The sequence below is a fragment of the Sphingobium sp. WR1 genome (assembly GCF_059693745.1).
Map to the genome: position 1 here is coordinate 39,556 of NZ_JCATID010000024.1, position 20,386 is coordinate 59,941.

Consider the following 20,386-nt stretch of genomic DNA (forward strand, 5'->3'; position numbering starts at 1 on the left):
GTTACCAAAACTTAACGCAAACCCGATAGCGTTGGTCGCCATGTCCTATGATCCTGGCGCCCTTGATGCTGCCCTTGCCGCCGCCGTCGGCGACGATCATGCGTTGATCGCCGATCTGCGCGTGGCTTTTCTGGAAAGCGCTGCGCGTCAGATCGACCTGCTTGGCCGAGCACGCTGCGACGCGAACTGGCATCTCGCCGCCTGGCGACTCAAAGGATTGGCCGCCAGCTTCGGTCTGATATCGCTTATCGCGCTGGCGGATGAGGCGGTGGAGGGCGCACCGGGCGATCCGCGGATATTGCGGCGTCTTCACGCAGCGCTCGCGGCGCTGGAGCAGGACTGACTTATCCGCGTACGGGCTGCTTGCGTCGGGCTGTCGGCCTTGCGAAAAGGTCGCCCGCACTATGAACGGGTCGATCGCGTAACAATATGAGCTTTGCCGCTATTCTGAGCGCCAGCAGGACGACGGTCGATTCGTCGGCCGGTCTGCGCGCGAGCCTGCATTTTGCCGGCCAGACGCTTGTCGAATATCAAGCGCGGCAGGCGGTTCGCGCCGGTGCCGACCGTATTCTGATCATGGTCAGCGTGATCACGCCGGCCCTGTCGCAGGCGGTGGACAGATTAAGCGCGGACGGTATCGCCGTGGCGCTGATTCGCGACATGGTGACGATGGTGCGCGACGCACCGAGGGACGCGGACGTGCTGCTCGTGGCGGACGGCGCCATCATCGCGCAGGGGCATATCGACGGCCTGGGCCAGGCGGAGGGGGACGCGCTGCTGGTCACGGACGACAGCCGGGCCAGCGCCCCTTTCGAACGAATCGACGCCGGGCAGCGCTGGGCTGGGATCGCCCGGCTTAGCCCGGCTCTGCTGTTCGGCACGCTCGACATGATCGGCGACTGGGATCTGGCGCTGACGCTGGTGCGCGCCGCGGTGCAGAAAGGCGCGCGGCGGATCACGGTTCCACAGGATGATCTGCTCGAAGGCCGGGTCGCCATGGTCGAGAGCCAGGAACAGGCGGATCTGGTTGCGCAGGCGGTGACGGCGGCGGGCGCGGCCAAGGGCCGGTCGCGGGGCGGCATCGAACATCTTCTTCTCGCGCCGGTGGCGCGGATCATCGGTCCGGCGCTCATGCGTATGCAGGTGCCGGCCATGCAGGTGCGGATCGCCGGCATGGCGCTGGGTGCGATTGCGCTGGTGCCGATCGAACTGCTGTGGACGCTGACAGGCTTCGCGCTGCTTCTCCTGGCCCTGTTGCTGGCGGAAACGGCCGACCGGCTCGACGAGCTGGCGCTGCGTGCGCCGCCGCTGGGATGGCTGGCCTTCGTCACGCCATCGACGACCCTGGCTGCGTTGGCAATCGCTGGCGGGACCACCCAGGCGATGGACCTTGCGCTGCTGCTGGCGGTCATCATGGTGGCCGACCGGTGGCGGCTGACGGGTCATGCCAGGCCCTGGATGATCGTCACGCCGGGCACCATATTGCTGCTGCTTCTCCTCGCGGGGCCGATCGGGTTGCTGAACGAGGCGTTCCGCGTCGCCATGCTCGCCGTCATCGGGTCCGTCGGCGCGATCATCCTGCGTCAGCGCAACTGACCGTTCGATGAGGTAAAGCGATGCGAAAACAAAAGATAATGCGCGCGACGATTGTCCGATTTCGATGCAGCGCGAGCCAGAATCCGCGCCCAAGGTTTAGTGCATTTTAACGACGTGCGGCTATGCTGCATCGCATGAGCGCCTTTTCGTCCCTTGCCGGATCGACCGTGGCGGGCAGCTGGCCGATGGCGCGGGTCATGGCGGGCATGTCCGCCATGCCTGTCGGCCATGCCATCGATCTGGCGTTCCTTTTTCCGACCGCAGGCGCGCGCCATGATTCGCTGACGGCTGAAACGCGCCGGCATCTGGGCGGATGCTTCACGGCGATCGAAACCGCTCTGCGCGTCGCACTCGATCAGGCGCCGGACATCGCCGATGCCCTGGCGTCGACGTCCGGTCCGCTCTGCTGGCCGATAATCTGTGCCCAGCCGACGCTGCTCAGCCCTGCCTTGTTGGCCCATATGCAATTGCGCGCGGGTGTCAGCCTGATGCTGCGCCAGTTCGGGCGGACGGATACCGAATTGGGGGAGGCGGCCGAGGATGGACCGCATTCCCAAGATGCCGTCTTTGCAGAAGCCTTCGCCATTCTTGCCCTGGCGGAAGGACGCTGGATGGCGCGTGGCGGGGAGGATCAGGCGATGCGGCCCGATGTCCCTGCCGAATTTTTCGCCGAAATGGTCTGGACGACATCGGCCTGCCTGGCAGCGGCGGCGCGGCGGTCCGCGCCGGATCGCGCAGACAGGATGCTGGCCGCATTCGAACGAACAGGTCAAGCCTTGCTGGCCGATCATGATGAGGGCGTCAGTCCATTGGTCGCGGCCGAGGAACTGGTCCGGCAGATGGGCGCGCAGGCAGATGCGTCCGCTTCGCTTGGCGCGGCGCTGAGCGGGCGGCGGTTCCTGTTGTTCGCTGCCCTGGCCGCCCGCCGGCAACGGCTTGGGATCGTGCAGGTCATCGACATATTGGTCATGGCGCCGCTGACCCAACTCGCGGGGCTGTGCCGGGCCTTGGGCGGGACCGATACGGATTATCGCCAACTGCTGTTGGCCTTGCGGCCCGTCCGTCCCTGGTTGACCGACAGTTTCGTGATTGCGGAGGCCGAACGCTATCAGGGCGTGAGCGAGGATGAGGCGGACGGCATCATCAGCGGGCTGCGCACGCCCGCCGCGTTCCGCGCGAAGCTCGACCATCTTATGTGCGTCATGGCCGCATGAACAGTCCGGCTCATCCTGCCGTCTTGCGGGCTTCGCTCTTCCCCGACGGCAGTCTGGCGAGCGCGGATGCCCTGCTTCTGGCGTTGCAGCGGGAAGCGGGGGGCGACATCGGCACGCCGATCGCCGTTCCTCAGATCGCGGCGATCGTTCGGCTGTCCCAGCGATTGGGCGTCACCGTATCGCGCCCCGTGGTGGCCGCGGCCGAGCGTGGCGACATCGACATGTGGGTCCGCGCGCGGCCGGAAGGGGGCGGCTTGGCGCTATCGGTCATCGACTGGCGCGAGCGGTCCAGGGCGACGGTGCCCACGGATCCCACCGCGCGCGAATCCGACATCGCTGCCCTGGCGGAAGGGTGGATCTGGCAGATCGATACCCAGCTTCGCTTTCAGATGGTGCTGGCGGGGGACGATGCCCAGGGGGCGTTGCCGGCCGACGCGCCGGTGCCCGGCACCCGCTTTTCCGCCTTTTTCGACCTGAAGCCGGACGAGGAAGGGGATATGGCGATGCTGCGCGGCCTTGCCCAGCGTCATGCCTTTCGCGATCAGGCCGCGGCGCTGGTTGGAGACGAAACGCGCCTGTTCCGCCTGTCCGCCTTCCCACTGTTCGACATGGCCGGTCAACTTATCGGCTATCGGGGCGCCGCGCTGCCGATGGAACAGGCCGTGGTCGCGCCGTTCCGGTCGGATAGCGGGGTTACGCTTTACCCTGCCGATTTCAGTCGACGGCTCGACCGGTCGCTGCGGCAGCCGCTGGGACGAATCATCGCCAATGCCGATACTATCAGCGCCCAATTGGATGGGCCGTTACGCCCGGACTATGCGGATTATGCGCAGGATATCGCATCTGCCGGCCGTCACCTGATGGCGCTGGTCGATGATCTGGCGGATTTGCAGGCGATTGATCGGCCGGATTTTTCGGTCGTGGCCGAGGAGGTCGACCTGGCGGACCTGGGTCGCCGTGCTGCCGGATTGCTGGGCGTGAGGGCGCTCGACCGCCAGATCGGCATCGTCGCGCCGGAAACCGATTGCGCCGTAAACGCCATCGGCGAATTTCGCCGCGTGCTTCAGATTTTGGTCAATCTGGTCGGCAATGCCGTGCGCTATGCGCCGGAGGGCAGCATGGTGCGCATCGTGACGGAGCAGGGCCATGGCGAGGCGCGGATCATGGTCATCGATCAGGGGCCGGGCATAGAGCCGGCCGACCGGGAGCGCATCTTCGACAAGTTCGAGCGGCTGGGTCGTGACGATGCCGGTGGCAGCGGCCTTGGCCTGTATATTTCCCGTCGCCTCGCGCGAGCGATGGGGGGCGACATTCGGATCGGCGGGGAAGCGGGCGAGGGCGCGCGCTTCATCCTGTCATTGCCGGTCCCGGGATAATTTCAGGCCCCTGGAGCACCAACAAAAACGGCGCCCCTGGCAAGAGGCGCCGTTTTTCGTTCCGGCAAAGTCAGCGCCGATCAGCGCTTGTCGACCGGGATATAGTCTCGCTCGGTAGGGCCGGTGTAGAGCTGACGCGGACGGCCGATCTTCTGCGCTGGATCGGAGATCATTTCGTTCCACTGCGCGACCCAGCCGACGGTGCGGGCAAGGGCGAACAGCACGGTGAACATCTCGGTCGGGAAACCGATGGCCGAAAGGATCACGCCCGAATAGAAGTCGACATTCGGGTAGAGCTTCTTCTCGATGAAATAAGGATCGTTGAGCGCGATCTGCTCCAGTTCCTTCGCCACGTCGAAGATCGGGTCGTTGACGCCCAGCTTCTCCAGCACGTCCTTCGCGGTCTTCTGCATGACCGTCGCGCGCGGATCGTAATTCTTGTAGACGCGGTGGCCGAAGCCCATCAGGCGGAACGGATCGTCCTTGTTCTTGGCGCGGGCGATATATTCCGGGATCTTGTCGACGGTGCCGATCTCGCGCAGCATGTTGAGCGCGGCTTCGTTGGCGCCGCCATGCGCCGGACCCCAGAGGCAGGCGATGCCGGCTGCGATGCAGGCGAAGGGGTTGGCGCCCGAAGAACCGGCCAGACGCACGGTCGAGGTCGAAGCGTTCTGCTCATGGTCGGCATGGAGGATGAAGATCTTGTCCATCGCGTCCACGACCACCGGATCGGGGATATAGTCCTCGGCCGGGACGGAGAAGGTCATGCGCAGGAAATTGGCCGTGTAGCTGAGGTCGTTGCGCGGATAGACGAAGGGCTGGCCGACCGAATATTTATACGCCATCGCGGCGATCGTCGGCATCTTGGCGATCAGGCGGTGGCTGGCGATGCGGCGCTGTTCCGGGTCATTGATGTCTGTCGAGTCATGGTAGAAGGCCGAAAGGGCGCCGACCACGCCGCACATGATCGCCATCGGATGGGCATCGCGGCGGAAACCGCGGAAGAAGGCGGTCAACTGCTCATGCACCATCGTATGGCGCGTGATCGTGGTGGTGAAGTCGGCCAGTTCGCTTTTCGAAGGCAGTTCGCCGTTCAGCAGCAGGTAGCAGACTTCCATGAAGCTGGACTGTTCGGCCAGCTGGCCGATCGGATAGCCGCGGTGCAGCAGCACGCCCGCATCGCCGTCGATATAGGTCAGGCCGGAATCGCAGCTGGCGGTGGAGGTGAAACCCGGATCGTAGGTGAACATGCCGGTCTGGGCGTAGAGCTTGCGAACGTCGATGACCTGGGGACCGACCGTGCCGTCCATGATGGCATAGTCGTTCCTCGCTCCCCCGATGGTCAAATTGGCTTTATTATCCGACATATTGTTCTCCTTGACTGTCATCAACCGGCCGTTGCGTGCCCAGCAGCGGCCAGCCGTTCCAAGCTCTCCTCTTTCCCGATCAGGAAGAGGACATCAAAAATGCCTGGCGAGGTCGTGCGACCGGTGAGCGCCGCACGTAGCGGTTGCGCTACCTTGCCCAATCCCAGGCCGGCATCCTCTGCCACGCGGCGTATCACGTCTTCGATCGCTTCGACCGTCCAGGACTGGACGGGCTGGAGAGCGTCGGCTGTCTTTGTCAGCAGAGCGCGCGCGGAGTCGTCTAGCAGAGCGGAGGCCTTTTCGTCAAAATCGAGCGGGCAATTCTTGAACAGAAATTCGGCCCCCTCCGCAATTTCGTTAAGCGTCTTGGCCCTGGGCTTCAGCGAAGCCATGGCCTGGGTCAAAATGTCCAACCCGTTTTCAGGCAAAAGCTTTCCCAGCCGATCGGCGACGCGCGGTGCGACCAGTTGCGCGAGCCGCGAGTCGTCCGCTTCGCGCAGATAATGGCCGTTCAGATTCTCCAGCTTCTTGATGTCGAAGCGCGAGGGCGAGCGGCCAACGCCGCCAATGTCGAACAGTTCGATGGCGCGGGCGATCGAGATGATTTCCTCGTCTCCATGCCCCCAGCCCAGACGCAGCAGATAGTTGAGCACCGCTTCGGGCAGCATCCCCATCTCGTCGCGATAGGCGTCGACCCCCAGCGCGCCGTGGCGCTTGGACAGTTTCGCGCCATCCGATCCGTGGATCAGCGGGATATGAGCGTAGATTGGTTCTTCCCAGCCCCCCTCGATCTGGGCCATGGCCTTGATGATCGCCAACTGGCGGAAGGCGTTATTGAGATGGTCGTCGCCGCGAATGACATGGGTCACGCCCATGTCATGATCGTCGACCACCACGGCCAGCATATAGGTGGGCGTGCCGTCCGAACGCAGCAGGATCATATCGTCCAGCTCCGCATTCTGCACAACGACGCGGCCCTGCACGGCATCCTCGATCACCGTTTCGCCTGTCTGCGGCGCCTTGATGCGGATCACGAAAGGCGCGCCTTCGGGCGCTTCCTCGGGCGAACGATCGCGCCAGCGGCCGTCATAGCGCATCGGCTGCTTGGCGGCGCGCTGCTGTTCGCGCAAGGTCGCCAGTTCATCGGGCGTCGCATAGCAGCGATAGGCATGGCCCGCTTCGAGCAGCCGGTTGGCGACCTCGGCATGGCGCGGGGTGCGTTCGAACTGGAAGACGGCCGGCTCGTCGCCGCCCAGGCCCAGCCATTCCAGGCCGTCGAAAATCGCGGCCACGGCTTCCTCGGTGGAGCGGGCGCGGTCGGTGTCCTCGACCCGGAGCAGAAACTTGCCGCCATGATGACGCGCGAACAGCCAGTTGAAGAGCGCGGTGCGGGCGCCGCCAATATGCAGAAAGCCCGTGGGCGACGGCGCGAAACGGGTCACCACCTGTTTGTTCATTCCCGTTGCACTCGCCGTCATATTCTTTGACATTCGCCCTAGCTGACCCATGAATCCGACGCCCCCTAGCATGGCTTTTGAGCCACGACAAACCTCCCTTGGTGCGAGGCCGCTGCTGTTGGCGCGGGCGGGGCTGGAAGCCGTTGAAAGCTGGCTGGAACGCGAGCGTGAACAGCTTGGACTTTGGGCGCCGGCGGGGCTGGGCGCGGGCATCGCGGCCTGGTTCATCTTGCCCAATGCGATGGCATGGCTGGCTTTCTGCTGCGGGGCGCTGGCCCTCGCCTGTGTCGGCGCGATGCTGCCGGCCGGTGGGCGATTGCGACGGATGATTATCGCGGGCGCAATATTGGCGTGCGCCGGTTGCCTGCTGATCTGGGGCAAGGCCGAGATGGTAGGACAAAAGCCGCTGTCGCGGGCGATCTTCGTCCAACTCACCGCAGATGTGATGTCGCAGCGGCCGGTTCCGGCGCAGGCGATGGTGCGGGTCATGCTTCGGCCGATCGATGCGCCCGGCCTGCCTGCGATGGTGCGGGTGAATATTGCTGATGCGGATGTTCCGGCGGGGCTGGGCGAGGGCGCGCGTATCCGTTTCCGCGTTCGGCTGATGCCTCCGGCGCCGCCGAGCGTGCCGGGCGGCTATGATTTCGCCGCGCGGGCCTATTTCCAGGGGATCGGTGCCACCGGAAAAGCGCTGAAGCCGGTCGAGGTGCTGAAGCCGTCCGTCGTGCCGCCGCCGCTTCGGGCGCGGCTGTTCGGCCATATATTGGCAAGCGTGGATGGATCGGCGGAGGGGATCGCCGCCGCGCTCGCGACGGGGGACCAGGGCGCCATTCCTGAAGCGGATGCGGAGGCGATGCGGCGGAGCGGGCTGGCGCATCTTCTGTCGATCAGCGGACTGCATGTGACGGCGCTGATCGGGGCGGTCATCTTCCTGTTGATGCGTGTCATGGCGCTGAGCCGGCGGGCGGCGCTCGGCTTGCCGCTGATGCTGATCGCGGCGACGGGCGGGGCGCTGGCGGGGATCGGCTATACGCTGCTGACCGGCGCGGAAGTGCCGACGGTGCGGTCCTGCGTCGCCGCCCTGCTGGTGCTGGGCGGGCTGGCGATGGGGCGGGAGGCGATCACGCTGCGGCTGGTCGCCGCCGGCGCGCTGGTGGTGCTGCTGCTGTGGCCCGAGGCGCTGACGGGGCCGAGCTTCCAGATGAGCTTTGCGGCGGTGACGGCGCTGGTGGCGCTGGCCGAGCATCCGCGTTTTCGGGCCTTTGCCGCGGCGCGGGACGAAGGGGCGATGCGCCGGTTCGGCCGGGCGCTGGCGGTGATGCTGGCGACCGGCATTGCCGTCGAACTGGCGCTCATGCCGATCGCGCTGTTCCATTTCCACAAGGCGGGTCTGCTGGGGGCCTTCGCCAATCTGATCGCGATTCCGCTCACCACCTTCGTCGTCATGCCGCTGGAGGCGCTGGCCTTGTTGCTCGATCTCGTCGGACTGGGCTGGCCCGCCTGGTGGCTGACCGAGCAGGCGCTCAATCTGCTGTTGCTGATCGCCCATGGCGTCGCGGCCAGTCCGATGGCGACGCTGCTCGCACCGACCATGGGCGCCGGACTGTTCGGCGTCACCATCATGGGCCTGCTCTGGTGCCTCCTGTGGCGGACGCCTGCGCGGTGGCTGGGACTGGCGCCGGCGTTGATCGGCGTGCTTGTCACTTTTACCGCGTCGCCGCCCGATATCCTCGTGACCGGCGACGGGCGGCATGTGGCGGTGCGGACTGGAAAGGGCATGGCGATCTTGCGGGACCGGGCCGGCGACTATGTGCGCGATGTTCTGTCCGAAAGTGCGGGCTATGACGGCGAACTGGAAGCGATGGCCGCTCTGCCGGAGGCGCGATGCTCGCCCGACCTGTGCGCCGTCCGGCTGAGGGACAGAAATGGCCGCAACTGGCGGCTGCTTTTCACCCGCAGCGACGTGCTGATTGCGCGGCGCGACTTCATGCGCGATTGCGCCGCCGCGGATATCGTCGTCAGCGATCGCGGGCTGCCGCGCTGGTGCCGTCCGCGCTGGATGAAGATCGACCGCCGCTTGCTGGCGCGCACCGGCGGCCTGTCGATCACCCTGGAAAAGGGCGAAGTTCACACTGTCCTTAGGCCCGGTGACGCGCACCCCTGGATCGCGCGTCCCCGGCCGAGAAAAACTCAGTTATAACGGCGCAACAAGCCAGCCAGCTTGCCCTGGATGCGGACCTGGCGCGGGTCGTAGACCTGCGGCTCATAAGCGGCGTTGGCCGGGTCGAGCCGGACCTTGCTGCCTTCGCGACGGAAATATTTGAGCGTGGCCTCAGCCTCGTCGATCAGGGCGACGACGATCTGCCCCTCGCGCGCAACGTCGGTGCGCTGGATCAGGGCGAAGTCGCCGTCCAATATGCCCGCTTCCATCATCGAGTCGCCGGAGACTTCCAGCGCATAATGATCGCCTGCGCCCAGCAGGGCGGCGGGGACGGAAAGCATATTATGCCCCTCCATCGCCTCGATCGGAACACCGGCGGCAATGCGGCCGTGGAGCGGGATTTCGATCACGTCATTGGCCGCGATCGGCAAATCGGGCGGCGCGACCTTCGTCGGGGGCGCGACGACCGGCGCGGGGGCGCGATGCATGGCGTCGGGGAGCTTGAGCACCTCCAGCGCGCGCGCGCGATTGGGCAGGCGGCGGATGAAGCCGCGTTCTTCCAGCGCATTGATCAGCCGATGGATGCCGGACTTCGAACGCAGGTCGAGCGCATCCTTCATCTCCTCGAACGAAGGCGACACGCCGCCCTCCTCCAACCGGGTCTGAATGAAGCTCAGCAATTCCTGCTGCTTGGGCGTCAACATCGCTGCGGTCCTCCATGGAACGTATGAGGAACGCATAGGAAACACATCGGGATTAGTCAAGCGCTGAACGGCTTGCCGCAATCAATGGAACGGACAGGGCCGGAGCGGGTTCTGTTGCTGTCGCCCATCGAAAGGGCGACAGGAGAGAGACAATGCCCAACCAGAATGATCAGGACAAGAACCGGCGCCGCGATCAGCAAGGCGGCGCGGGCCAGCGCGATCGTCAGCAGCAGCAGGAAAACAAGCAGGGCCAGATGGGTGATGAACGTCGCCAGGACAAGGCGCCGGGCAACAAGCAGCAACGCTGACCGTCCGAACTGGATCGACATGAAAATGGGGCCGCGCGACGGCCCCTTTTTCATGGGCATGGCGGTCAGGGAAACGGGATGACGGTGACGGGGTCGCCTGGTGCGGCCGCGGGCGATCCGGCCGGGCGCAAGATCAGACAATCCGCCTGCGCCATGGCGGCGGTGGCGGCGCTGTCCTGCGACGTGACGGACACCACGCCGTCGGGACTGCGCCAGGCGCGTAGATAATCGTCGCGTTCGGCGGTGGCGGGCAGGGCGGAGGCGAGCGACGCCTCATCCGTTGGCGGCAACGGATCGGCCGCGCCGCCCAGATGCCGTATCAGGGGTAGCAGGAAGAGCGTGCCGGTGACGAAGGCCGACACCGGATTGCCCGGTAGGCCCAGGAAAAGCGAGTCGCGCAGGCGTCCGGCCATCAGCGGCTTGCCGGGGCGCATCCTGATCTTCCAGAAATCGAGCGATCCGCCGGCTTTGGCGAAGGCGGGGCGGACAAGGTCATGATCGCCGACCGACGCCCCGCCGGTCGAAACGATGATGTCCGCCTGTGCGGCGCGTTCCAGCGCAGCGACCATGACGTCCAGATCGTCGGGGACGATGCCGAGATCAATGACGTCGCAAGGGAAGGGGGCCAGCATCGCCGCCAGCATCGGCGCGTTGGAAGACGGAAGGAAACCCGGCGGCGTCGGCAAGCCGGGCGCGACAAGTTCGTTCCCGGTGGAAAGGAGCGCAACCTTCGGTTTCGTGCGGACCGGCATCTCGCCATGACCCGCCAGCACGGCAAGGGCGATTTGCGCCGGGCCGAGCCGCGCCCCGGCCTTCAGCAACCGTGCGTCGCGCGCGAAATCCGACGCGGCGGCGCGGATGTGGCGGCCGGCGGGCAGCGGATCGGCGTTGGCGGTCAGCATGTCGCCGTCGCGGGTCGCATTTTCCTGGATCAATATGGCGTCGGCGCCGGGCGGCAAGGGCGCGCCGGTGAAGATGCGGACGGCTTCGCCGGGCGCGAGCGGCGTGAGGGTCGACGCGCCCGCTGCGCTTTCTCCCGTCACGCGCCATGGGCCGGGATATTCGGCCGCACGCACGGCATAGCCGTCCATGGCGGAAAGATCGGCCCAGGGCTGGTCGCGCAGCGCGACGATATCCTGCGCCAGCCAGCGGCCGACGGCCTGGCCGACCGGCACGGTTTCAACCGGAAGGCGCCGGGCGAGGGCAAAAAGCCGCGCCTGCGCTTCGGCAACCGGCAGCAGGCTCATGGGCCCCGCCGCCAGTCGCCCGACTTGCCGCCGGTCTTGGCTTCTAGGCGGATATCGCTGACGATCATCCCCTTATCGAGCGCCTTGGCCATGTCATAGATGGTGAGCAAGGCGACCGAGGCGGCGGTCAGGGCCTCCATCTCCACCCCCGTCTGGCCGGCGGTGCGGGCGGTGGCGGTGACGGTCACGCCATCCTCGTCCAGATCGAAATCGACCGTCACGGCGCTGAGCGCGATCGGATGGCAGAGGGGAATGAGGTCGGCGGTGCGCTTGGCGGCCATGATGCCGGCAACCCGCGCCACGGCGAGCACGTCGCCCTTCTTCACCAGCCCGTCGGCTATCGCCTTTGCAGCCTCCGCGCGCATCCCGATCCGGCCGGAGGCGACAGCTTCGCGCGCCGTCACCGCCTTGGCGGAGACGTCGACCATGCGCGCCGCGCCATCCTCGTTCAGATGGGTGAGGCCGCTCATGCGCCGGTCAGCAGGTTGCGGGTCGCCGCCTCGACATCCGCCTGCCGCATCAGGGTTTCGCCGACCAGGAAACAGCGCACGCCATGGTCCGACATGGCGACAAGGTCGGCATGGCTGCCAAGGCCGCTTTCGGCGACGAACGTGCAGCCCTCGGGCGCCTTGCCCACCAGTTCGTAGGTGCGGGCGAAATCGACCGAGAAATCGCGCAGGTCGCGATTATTGACGCCGATCAGGCGCGATCGGAGGGCAAGGGCGCGCTCAAGCTCGCTTTCGTCATGCACCTCGATCAGGGCGTCCATGCCAAGGCCAAGGGCGGCGTCCTCGATTTCCCGCATCTGCCCATCGTCCAGCGCGGCGACGATGATGAGGATGGCGTCGGCCCCCAGCGAACGGCTTTCCAGCACCTGCCAGGGATCGACCAGGAAATCCTTGCGCAGCACCGGCAGGGCGCAGGCCGATCGAGCGGCCATCAGATAATCGTCATGGCCCTGGAAATAGGGTTCGTCGGTCAGCACCGACAGGCAGGCCGCGCCGCCGGCGGCATAGGCGACGGCGTGGGCGGGCGGATCGAAGTCGGCGCGGATCAGGCCTTTGGAGGGGCTGGCCTTCTTCACCTCCGCGATCAGGCCGAAGCCAGAACGGGCGGCATCGTCCAGCGCCTTGCGGAAACCGCGCGGCGGCGTCTGCTCGCTGGCGCGGGCGTGCAGCGATGCGACGCTGGTCGCGGCCTTGCGGCGGGCGACATCCTCGCGCTTGAAATCGCAGATTTCGATCAGCTTGTTGGTCATGAATGGGCAATCCAGCAATTGAGGAGCGCGTTGGCAAGGCCGCGATCGATGGTTTCGGCGGCTTCATCCACGCCTTCGCGCAGATCGGGAACGGCATCGGCGACGACAAGGGCGGCGGCCGCGTTGAGCAGCACCGCGTCGCGATACGGCCCCGGCTCGCCCTGAAGCAGGGCGCGGAGAGCCGCGGCATTATGCGCCGCGTCGCCCCCACGGATCGCCTCGACCGGATGGGTGGACAAGCCGAGTTCGGCGGCGGTCAGGCGATGCATGGCGACCAGTTCATGGCCCTTCACTTCCGCCATGTCGTTGCCGCCCGCGAGCGAAAGTTCGTCGAGGCCTTCGTCGCCGGAGACGATCATCGCCCGGTCCGCGCCCAGTTCGGCGAGCGCTTCGGCATAGATGGGGACATAGGCCGGGCGGGCGATGCCGACGAGCTGGCGGCGGACGTTCGCCGGATTGGCGAGCGGTCCCATCAGATTGAAGATGGTGCGCTCGCCGATCGCCTTGCGGATCGGGCCGAGCCGCTTGAGCGCGGGATGATAGTTTTGCGCGAAGAGGAAGCAGATGCCGAGGTCGGCCAGGGTCGCTTCGGCGGTGCGGGCGGCCCTGTCGAGGTCGAGGCCCAGCGCTTCGAGCGTGTCGGCGGCGCCGGCCTTGGAGGAGGCAGCGCGGTTGCCATGCTTGGCGACGGGCACGCCGGTCGCGGCGACCACCAGCGACACGGCGGTCGAGACGTTGAGCGTGTGATGGCCGTCGCCCCCGGTGCCGCACACGTCGATCGCGCCGGCGGGGGCGCTCACCGATATCATGCGCGCCCTCATGGCACGAGCTGCGGCGGCGATCTCGGTCGCGCTTTCGCCGCGCCGGGCCATGGTGACGAGGAAGGCGGCGATCTCTTCATCGCCAAGGTCGCCGTCGAACAGCAGGTCGAACGCCTGGGCGGCGGCATCGGCCGATAGCGGCGCGGAAGGATCGGGCAGGCTGGTCATCGGGCCTGCCTTAGTCGGCCGGGGGCGGCAGAGTCGAGGGGGCGATCGCGCCCAACTTCGCCCTTTTTCCGCAGATTTTGAAATTATGCTTCCCGTTGCCGCCATATTCGGAAAGAAAACGGGCCGTCCGGCTCGATCCTTCCCGATAGGACAGCGTCAGGCCGCTTCCCGTTCCCGCACCGGCAGGCCGGCGATGCGCAGGAAGTTCGCCAGCATCTCATGCCCATATTCGGTGGCGATGCTTTCCGGGTGGAACTGGACCGAATGGATCGGCAGGGTCGCGTGGCGGAAGCCCATGACCGATCCGTCCTCGCTGGTGGCGTTCACGATCAGGCTGTCGGGAATATCCTCGACGATCAGCGAGTGATAGCGAGTCGCCGTAAAGGGGGAGGGCAGACCCGCGAACAGGCCGGTGCCGTCATGGCGGACCGGCGAGGTCTTGCCATGCATCAGGCCGCCACGCACCACCTTGCCGCCGAAATGCTGGCCGATCGCCTGATGGCCCAGGCACACGCCCAGCATCGGCGCGCCCGCATCGGCGCAGGCGGCGACCAGGTCCAGGCTGACCCCCGCCTCGTTGGGCGTGCAGGGGCCGGGCGAGAGCAGGAAGGCGTTCGCCCCGCTGGACAGCGCCTGCCCGGCGGAGATGGCGTCGTTGCGGACGACCTCCACCTGCGCGCCCAATTCCATGAGATAATGGACCAGGTTCCAGGTGAAGCTGTCATAATTGTCGATGACGAGGATCATGGGATCAGGGCTTTAGCGCGGGATCGACGCGGGGGGAAGTGGGGAGGGCGGTGATGAGCCATGCGCGGCTTAGCGTGTCGCGGCGATTTGGGGGTGCGGCAATGGCGGGAAGGGGTGGGAAGCGGACAGGCGGCCCTTGCTCAAATCACCCATCGTCATTGCGAGCGCAGCGAAGCAATCCATAGGGGGTGACATTGGATTGCTTCGCTGCGCTCGCAATGACGAAAAAGGGTGGGTTGCGGAATGGCGGCTTCGGGGAGAGCCGATGTAGAAAGCGGACTCAAATTCTGGCAAAGTTTGTGGATGAATCATGATCGCCTTTGCGCCATAGGGCACAACCTCGCAGACTCGATGGCCAGCGGCTTGGGATTCGTGATTGGCTACTATCCCATGGATGTATTTGGCGAGGCAGCATCATCGCCCGAAGCATTGATTGAGGTCGATTTTCTTAACGGTCGCGTCGTGCGTGGAACCCCGTCGGATGAACTTGAAGCTGCCGTCGCCCTTTTTGCGGAAGTTTTGCCCGAATTTTGTGAAAGTAACGACGCCAAGGTTACGGACTTCACGGCACTGTCGGCAACCTTCAACACAACCGCACTTGGAAGGCAGGTGCTCCTTTCAGTGACAGACCAAAGCGGCCGTAGCTCAACAACCGAATATAGGGGTGTTCCGTTGAAGCGTCTTAAGGTTTTAGATAGCCTTGGGCGCATCCGAAAGAAACCACGGCAAGTAGGCTGAATGTCTGGTGACAGATCGCGCCGAGGAACGATGGAATGTCGGTGAATGGTCGTTTGATGCCAGCGGCAGGGGATCGAACCCGCACCTTCGCCTAACGGCGAGGATGCTGTAGCGATACGTCTACCAATTCCGTCACGCTGGCGACCACATTTAGCGACGAAATTGGCTAAATCGCAACGTCCGGTTTCGAGGAAGCTGATTTATCTGTCCTACGGCAACAAGTGGTCGCTTCCTGCCTCAACATTCGAGAAAAGACGGCCCGCGCGCTCGCCGAGCTTCACGTCAAGCCGTCGCACGCTTCTCAAACCCGCCTAGCGACTCCACAGTGGCTTCCGTCGCCTCGATCCGCATGACCTGCGCAGCGGGCGGCCCTTCATGCGCCAGCGTGACGAAGCGCTCCACCAGCGCCGCTTCGCCCTGCACCAGTGCCTCGACGCTGCCATCCATCCGGTTGCGTACCCAGCCGACCAATCCCAGTTCGCGCGCCGTCTCGACCGTCCAGGCGCGGTACCAGACGCCCTGGACTCGGCCGTGGATCATGAGGTGGCGGGCGACCGCGGACATTATTTGACCCGCTTGATCCAGGTCTGCCCACCTTCGCGCACCTCGGTGACGAAGTTGGGGATGGCGCGGACCAGATCCGACAGCCGCTTATAGCCGTAATTGCGCGTGTCGAAGCTGGATCGGTTGCCAGCCAGCTGCCCCACGCTGCCCAGCGCGGCAAAGCCTTTTTCGTCACGCTTCACCGCGTCATAGGCGTCGATCAGCAGCTTCACGACTTCGGGTTCGACCGGCTTCGCCTTGCCGTCCTCACCATCCTCTGGAGATGCCTTGGCGGGTGCGGATTTCGCGGTTTTCTTCGCGGCGGGCTTGGCCACCGGCACTTCCGTCCGTTCCAGCGCGGCGACGTCGATGAAGCGGGTGCAGGCGTGGCGGAAGCCTTCGGGCGTGTTCGCGGTGCCGAAACCATAGACCGGGATGCCGTCCTGCCGGATGCGCGTGACCAGCGGGGTGAAGTCGCTGTCGCTCGACATGAGGCCAAAACCGTCGACGCGCCCGCTCGCCAGCAGGTCCATCGCGTCGATGGTCATCTTCATGTCGGTGGCGTTCTTGCCCTTGGTCAGGTCGAACTGCTGCTGCGGCTCGATCGCCTGGGTGATGGAAAGGGCCGCCCACGCCTTGAGCGTCGCCTTGCTCCAATTGCCATAGGCGCGGCGGATATTGACCGTGCCCAGCTCCGCCAGCACGGTCATGACCGAATCGAAATGCGCCGCCGACGCATTGTCCGCATCGATCAGCAGTGCGATATTGCCGTGCCCGTCCTGCGATGTCGTCATCCGCCCTTCTCCCTATCAGGCGGGCGAGAAGACGCCCGTTTCCTCGTCCAGAAGATGGAGCTGTCCGTCCGCGATGGCGAAGAAGCTGCCGATCAGTTTCAATTCGCCGCGCCTTTCCTTGGACCGGACGCAGGAGAAGCTGCGCAGGTTGGCGAGGCTGACCTTGACGCCTTCCTGCTCCATGGCGCGCTCGACATCGCGGTCGCGTTGGTCGCCATAGCGATCGATCACCACTTGGCGCGCGCCATCGAGCAGGCTGATCCAATTGTGGACGAAGCCGCCCTCGCCCGGAGGCGCATCCTTCAGATCATGACTGAGCGCCGCCTTGCAACCGCCGCATTTGCCGTGGCCCATGACGACGATCTCGCCGACCTTGAGCACCTGCACGGCGAATTCCAGCGCGGCCGACACACCGTGATGACCGGGATTCGTCTCGAACGGGGGGACGAGCGCGGCGACGTTGCGCACCACGAAAACCTCGCCGGGACCGGTGTCGAAAATCTGGGCCGGATCGACCCGGCTGTCCGAGCAGGCGATCACCATCACCTTGGGGCTTTGGCCTTCGTTCAGCTCGTCCCATCGCTCGCGCTGCTGGCTCCATCCGGTGGTGCGGAAGCGGCGATAGCCCTGGAGCATGTCGGCAAAGTCGGTCATGGGCAGGGGGTGTGCCGCACAAAGAGGGGACTGGCAAGTCTTCCCAAGCATCGCTATCTGGGGGCGCATGAACGACATCAGCCCGATCCCCGCGCCCGAAAAGCCTGCCAATAGCCCGGAACGCGCCCGCAAGCCCGACTGGATCCGTGTCAAGGCCCCGACCAGCAAGGGCTATAACGAGACGCGCCAGTTGATGCGCGCCAAGGGGCTGGCGACCGTGTGCGAGGAAGCGGCCTGTCCGAATATCGGCGAATGCTGGACCAAGAAGCACGCCACGGTGATGATCCTGGGCGATGTCTGCACCCGCGCCTGCGCCTTCTGCAATGTCAAGACCGGGATGCCGCGCAAGGTCGATCCCAAAGAGCCGCAGAATCTGGCCGACGCCTGCGCCGAAATGGGGCTGGAGCATATCGTCATCACCTCGGTCGACCGCGACGACCTGCCCGATGGCGGCGCTTCGCAGTTCGTGAAGGTGATCGAGGCGCTGCGCCGCACGACACCGAACACGACAATCGAAATCCTGACGCCCGATTTCCGCAACAAGCATGAACGCGCGGTCGAGATGATCGTCGCCGCCCGGCCGGACGTCTACAACCATAATCTGGAAACCGTCCCGCGTCTCTATCCGACCATCCGCCCCGGCGCGCGCTATTATGCGTCGCTGCGCCTGCTCGAGTCGGTGAAGAAGCTCGATCCGTCGATCTTCACCAAGTCCGGCATCATGCTGGGTCTGGGCGAGGAGCGTCTGGAGGTCCATCAGGTGATGGACGACATGCGGTCGGCCGACATCGACTTCCTGACCATGGGCCAATATCTCCAACCGACGCCCAAGCACGCCAAGGTGATGGAATTCGTCACGCCAGCGGCGTTCAACGCCTATGCCGCGATCGCACGGGCCAAGGGCTTCCTTCAGGTGGCGTCCAGCCCGCTGACGCGCTCCAGCTATCATGCCGGCAAGGATTTCGCCGAGATGAAGGCCGCGCGCGAAGCGAAGCTGGCCAAGGCGGCGCTCGCGAAGGCCTGAATTTCCGATGCCCAAGCATAATGAGACGCGCCAGCTTCCCTACACCCCGACCCAGATGTTCGACCTGGTGTCGAATGTCGCGGCCTATCCCGAATTCCTGCCCTGGGTGAGCGCGATCCGCGTCCGATCCGACAGCGATGCGGAAATGGTCGCGGACATGATTGTCGGCTTCAAGGGGATCAAGGAAAGCTTTACCTCGCGCGTGCACAAGCATCGGCCCGACCATGTCCGCGTCGACTATCTCGACGGGCCGCTCAAGCATCTCCACAATGAATGGAATTTTCGCGACGACGGGCGGGGCGGGGTGCTGGTCGATTTCGAGGTCGAGTTCGAGTTCAGGAACCGGCTGTTCGAAATGCTCGCCGGCCAGTTTTTCGACAAGGCGCTGCGCAAGATGATCGGCGCGTTCGAAACGCGCGCGGCGGCGCTTTACGCGCCTTCGGGCAACAGCAGTTCGAGCGCGCACAGCGCCGCCTGAAGGCGGACGCCGCCCCGGCCATTATCCGCAAAATGGTGCATGTCGGCCACGACCTTGTCGGGGCTGGCGCCGCGTTCGGCGCGCGCGAAGACGACGGTGCCGACGGGCTTCTGTTCGCTGCCGCCGCCCGGCCCGGCGATGCCGGTGATGGCGACCGCGACATGGGCATGGCTCTTGTTGAGCGCCCCCTGCGCCATCGCCCATGCGGTGGCGATGGAGACGGCGCCAAATGTGTCCAGCACGTCATGCGAAACTTTCAGAAGTTCCGTCTTCATGTCATTGGAATAAGTAATGAATCCTGCCTCGAACACCTCGGATGAGCCGGCGATTTCGGTGAGCGCGGCGGACACGAGGCCGCCGGTGCAGCTTTCCGCGACCGCGACCGTGCGCCCGGCGCGACGATTGGCGACGATGACCTTTTCGGCGAGTTCGACCAACTGGGCCGGGAGGACGGTATCGGGCATGGGATCAGGATAGCGCGGGGAGGGAGAGGGTTGCAACCGCCTGTGCGGCGATGCCTTCACGACGCCCGGCGAAACCCAGCTTCTCGGTCGTGGTCGCCTTGACGCTGATCCGATCGATCGGGACGGCGAGAATGTCGGCGATCCGCGCGCGCATGGCGTCGCGATGCGGGCCGATTTTGGGCGCTTCGCAGATGATGGTCAGGTCGACATGCTCGATCCTGCCGTCGCGCGCCGCCACCCGATCGCGCGCATAGGCGACGAAGCGATCCGAAGAGGCGCCGCGCCATTGCGGGTCGGATGGCGGGAAATGGCTGCCTATGTCGCCTTCCGCAAGCGCCCCCAGCAGCGCATCGACGATCGCATGGAGCGCCACGTCGGCGTCGCTGTGCCCCGCAAGCCCGCGATCATGCGGAACCAGCACGCCGCCCAGCCAAAGTTCTTCGTCGGGCGCGAGGCGATGAACGTCATAGCCCATGCCGACGCGCGTGCTACGCGGCGTGGCCAATAGCGCTTCGGCGCGGGCGAAATCCTGCGGATAGGTCAATTTCTCAAGCCTTTCATCGCCCTCGACCAATATGACGTCATGGCCTCGAGCCTGGAGGATCTGCGCATCGTCCGTGGCGTCGCGTGCCTCATCCCAGGCGCGATGCGCCGCAAGGATGGAGTCGAAACGAAAAGCCTGCGGGGTCTGGACGCGGTGCAGGCTCGCCCGTTCCACGCCGTCCGCCATCCTGCCGTCCGCGCCGCGCACCAGCGTATCGGCGACGGGCAGGGTGGGAATGGCACCCTCCGACTGTTCAAGCGCTGCCAGCAGCCGATCGATCACCGCGCCGGGCAGGAAGGGGCGGGCGGCGTCATGGATCAGCACGACATCTGCGCCACCATTGGCGGCGATCGCCTCCAGCCCCGCACGGACCGAGCCGCGCCGGCTGCCCGCGCCGGTGATGAAGGACGCCACGGCGCGATCGCCGAGCAGGGCACGGGCCGTTTCTTCCTGCCCTTCGCCCAGCACGATATGGATCGCATCGATCGCGCCATGGGCGACAAGCGCGTCACAGGCATGGGCCAGCACGGCCTTGCCCGCCAGCAATCTGAACTGTTTGGGACTGTCCCCGCCCGCCCGGCTCCCTTGGCCCGCGGCGACGAGCAGGGCGACGATCTTGCTGTTCGATGTCATGGGCCGGCGCATAGCGGTTGAAGGCCCGGACTGGAAGGGTGCAGCGCTCCGCTTGCCGTTTCCGCCATTTTCCTTTAAGGGCTGCCTGTT

Annotated in this window: 21 protein-coding genes and 2 pseudogenes; 9 read left to right on the forward strand and 14 right to left on the reverse strand. The window is 65.5% G+C overall.

The window, feature by feature from the left end:
* Positions 1 to 40 precede the first annotated feature (40 nt).
* The 4 genes from AC58EF_RS22430 (at position 41) to AC58EF_RS22445 (ending at position 4,186) form a co-directional block, all read left to right on the forward strand.
* Complete coding sequence (locus AC58EF_RS22430; RefSeq protein ID WP_497278740.1) at positions 41 to 343, forward strand: Hpt domain-containing protein; 303 nt, start codon at positions 41 to 43, stop codon at positions 341 to 343.
* 86 nt (positions 344 to 429) lie between these two features.
* Positions 430 to 1,596, forward strand: a complete 1,167-nt coding sequence (locus tag AC58EF_RS22435; RefSeq protein WP_497278741.1) for a hypothetical protein — start codon at positions 430 to 432, stop codon at positions 1,594 to 1,596.
* Between the two features lie 134 nt (positions 1,597 to 1,730).
* Entirely contained in the window at positions 1,731 to 2,810 is a 1,080-nt protein-coding gene (locus AC58EF_RS22440) for a DUF2336 domain-containing protein (protein WP_497278743.1), read from the forward strand.
* The gene (locus AC58EF_RS22445) at positions 2,807 to 4,186 is read left to right on the forward strand and encodes a sensor histidine kinase (protein ID WP_497278744.1); all 1,380 of its coding nucleotides are present in this window, start codon (positions 2,807 to 2,809) and stop codon (positions 4,184 to 4,186) included. Before AC58EF_RS22440 ends, AC58EF_RS22445 begins: the two co-directional genes overlap by 4 nt.
* Before the next feature lie 80 nt (positions 4,187 to 4,266).
* On the opposite strand, the gene AC58EF_RS22450 is transcribed toward AC58EF_RS22445, so the two are convergent.
* Positions 4,267 to 5,553 carry a citrate synthase gene (locus AC58EF_RS22450; protein WP_497278745.1) on the reverse strand — a complete coding sequence of 429 codons (1,287 nt, stop codon included), beginning with the start codon at positions 5,551 to 5,553 and terminating at the stop codon, positions 4,267 to 4,269.
* A 20-nt stretch (positions 5,554 to 5,573) separates the two neighbouring features.
* Positions 5,574 to 7,010, reverse strand: coding sequence for a glutamate--tRNA ligase (gene gltX / locus AC58EF_RS22455; RefSeq protein ID WP_497278746.1), 1,437 nt, complete (start codon positions 7,008 to 7,010; stop codon positions 5,574 to 5,576).
* Between the two features lie 70 nt (positions 7,011 to 7,080).
* On the opposite strand from gltX, the gene AC58EF_RS22460 reads away from it, so the two are divergent.
* Positions 7,081 to 9,210, forward strand: a complete 2,130-nt coding sequence (locus tag AC58EF_RS22460; protein ID WP_497278747.1) for a ComEC/Rec2 family competence protein — start codon at positions 7,081 to 7,083, stop codon at positions 9,208 to 9,210.
* Here AC58EF_RS22460 and lexA read toward each other — a convergent pair.
* Positions 9,201 to 9,875, reverse strand: coding sequence for a transcriptional repressor LexA (gene lexA, locus AC58EF_RS22465; RefSeq protein ID WP_497278749.1), 675 nt, complete (start codon positions 9,873 to 9,875; stop codon positions 9,201 to 9,203). The two genes, AC58EF_RS22460 and lexA, sit on opposite strands and share 10 nt — an antisense overlap.
* 152 nt (positions 9,876 to 10,027) lie before the next feature.
* Between lexA and AC58EF_RS22470 the strand changes: the two genes are divergently transcribed.
* Positions 10,028 to 10,183, forward strand: coding sequence for a hypothetical protein (locus tag AC58EF_RS22470; RefSeq protein ID WP_497278750.1), 156 nt, complete (start codon positions 10,028 to 10,030; stop codon positions 10,181 to 10,183).
* Positions 10,184 to 10,248: 65 nt separating this feature from the next.
* On the opposite strand, the gene AC58EF_RS22475 is transcribed toward AC58EF_RS22470, so the two are convergent.
* The 5 genes from AC58EF_RS22475 to AC58EF_RS22495 all read right to left on the reverse strand — a co-directional run bounded on the left by AC58EF_RS22475 (position 10,249) and on the right by AC58EF_RS22495 (position 14,424).
* Positions 10,249 to 11,430: a molybdopterin molybdotransferase MoeA gene (locus AC58EF_RS22475; RefSeq protein WP_497278751.1), complete on the reverse strand. Its 1,182-nt coding sequence runs from the start codon at positions 11,428 to 11,430 to the stop codon at positions 10,249 to 10,251.
* Positions 11,427 to 11,900 carry a cyclic pyranopterin monophosphate synthase MoaC gene (moaC, locus tag AC58EF_RS22480; RefSeq protein ID WP_497278753.1) on the reverse strand — a complete coding sequence of 158 codons (474 nt, stop codon included), beginning with the start codon at positions 11,898 to 11,900 and terminating at the stop codon, positions 11,427 to 11,429. The genes AC58EF_RS22475 and moaC overlap by 4 nt, the downstream gene beginning before the upstream one ends.
* On the reverse strand, positions 11,897 to 12,688 hold the full coding sequence (gene trpC / locus AC58EF_RS22485) for an indole-3-glycerol phosphate synthase TrpC (RefSeq protein ID WP_497278754.1): 792 nt from the start codon (positions 12,686 to 12,688) through the stop codon (positions 11,897 to 11,899). The genes moaC and trpC overlap by 4 nt, the downstream gene beginning before the upstream one ends.
* Positions 12,685 to 13,677, reverse strand: a complete 993-nt coding sequence (gene trpD, locus AC58EF_RS22490) for an anthranilate phosphoribosyltransferase (protein WP_497278755.1) — start codon at positions 13,675 to 13,677, stop codon at positions 12,685 to 12,687. The genes trpC and trpD overlap by 4 nt, the downstream gene beginning before the upstream one ends.
* A gap of 156 nt (positions 13,678 to 13,833) precedes the next feature.
* Complete coding sequence (locus AC58EF_RS22495) at positions 13,834 to 14,424, reverse strand: anthranilate synthase component II (protein ID WP_497278757.1); 591 nt, start codon at positions 14,422 to 14,424, stop codon at positions 13,834 to 13,836.
* Between the two features lie 303 nt (positions 14,425 to 14,727).
* Between AC58EF_RS22495 and AC58EF_RS22500 the strand changes: the two genes are divergently transcribed.
* A complete protein-coding gene (locus AC58EF_RS22500) occupies positions 14,728 to 15,162 on the forward strand; it encodes a hypothetical protein (RefSeq protein ID WP_497278758.1) in 435 nt (144 codons plus the stop codon).
* 57 nt (positions 15,163 to 15,219) lie between these two features.
* Here the strand turns inward: AC58EF_RS22500 and AC58EF_RS22505 are convergent.
* From AC58EF_RS22505 to AC58EF_RS22520, 4 genes and pseudogenes are all read right to left on the reverse strand, one after another.
* Positions 15,220 to 15,304, reverse strand: a pseudogene (locus tag AC58EF_RS22505).
* 140 nt (positions 15,305 to 15,444) lie between these two features.
* A complete protein-coding gene (locus AC58EF_RS22510) occupies positions 15,445 to 15,726 on the reverse strand; it encodes an acylphosphatase (protein ID WP_497278760.1) in 282 nt (93 codons plus the stop codon).
* Positions 15,726 to 16,499 carry an NYN domain-containing protein gene (locus tag AC58EF_RS22515; RefSeq protein ID WP_497278762.1) on the reverse strand — a complete coding sequence of 258 codons (774 nt, stop codon included), beginning with the start codon at positions 16,497 to 16,499 and terminating at the stop codon, positions 15,726 to 15,728. Before AC58EF_RS22515 ends, AC58EF_RS22510 begins: the two co-directional genes overlap by 1 nt.
* 15 nt (positions 16,500 to 16,514) lie before the next feature.
* Positions 16,515 to 17,153 (reverse strand): carbonic anhydrase, encoded by a 639-nt coding sequence (locus tag AC58EF_RS22520; protein WP_497278763.1) that lies wholly within the window; start codon positions 17,151 to 17,153, stop codon positions 16,515 to 16,517.
* A 9-nt stretch (positions 17,154 to 17,162) separates the two neighbouring features.
* On the opposite strand from AC58EF_RS22520, the pseudogene lipA reads away from it, so the two are divergent.
* Both lipA and AC58EF_RS22530 read left to right on the forward strand, forming a co-directional pair.
* Positions 17,163 to 18,177 (forward strand): annotated as a pseudogene (gene lipA / locus AC58EF_RS22525) (lipoyl synthase).
* Between the two features lie 7 nt (positions 18,178 to 18,184).
* Positions 18,185 to 18,655 (forward strand): type II toxin-antitoxin system RatA family toxin, encoded by a 471-nt coding sequence (locus tag AC58EF_RS22530; protein ID WP_497278765.1) that lies wholly within the window; start codon positions 18,185 to 18,187, stop codon positions 18,653 to 18,655.
* Here the strand turns inward: AC58EF_RS22530 and AC58EF_RS22535 are convergent.
* Positions 18,607 to 19,119: a CinA family protein gene (locus AC58EF_RS22535; RefSeq protein WP_497278767.1), complete on the reverse strand. Its 513-nt coding sequence runs from the start codon at positions 19,117 to 19,119 to the stop codon at positions 18,607 to 18,609. The genes AC58EF_RS22530 and AC58EF_RS22535 overlap by 49 nt on opposite strands.
* A 4-nt stretch (positions 19,120 to 19,123) precedes the next feature.
* Positions 19,124 to 20,308 carry a bifunctional 2-C-methyl-D-erythritol 4-phosphate cytidylyltransferase/2-C-methyl-D-erythritol 2,4-cyclodiphosphate synthase gene (locus AC58EF_RS22540; protein ID WP_497278769.1) on the reverse strand — a complete coding sequence of 395 codons (1,185 nt, stop codon included), beginning with the start codon at positions 20,306 to 20,308 and terminating at the stop codon, positions 19,124 to 19,126.
* Positions 20,309 to 20,386: the final 78 nt, after the last annotated feature.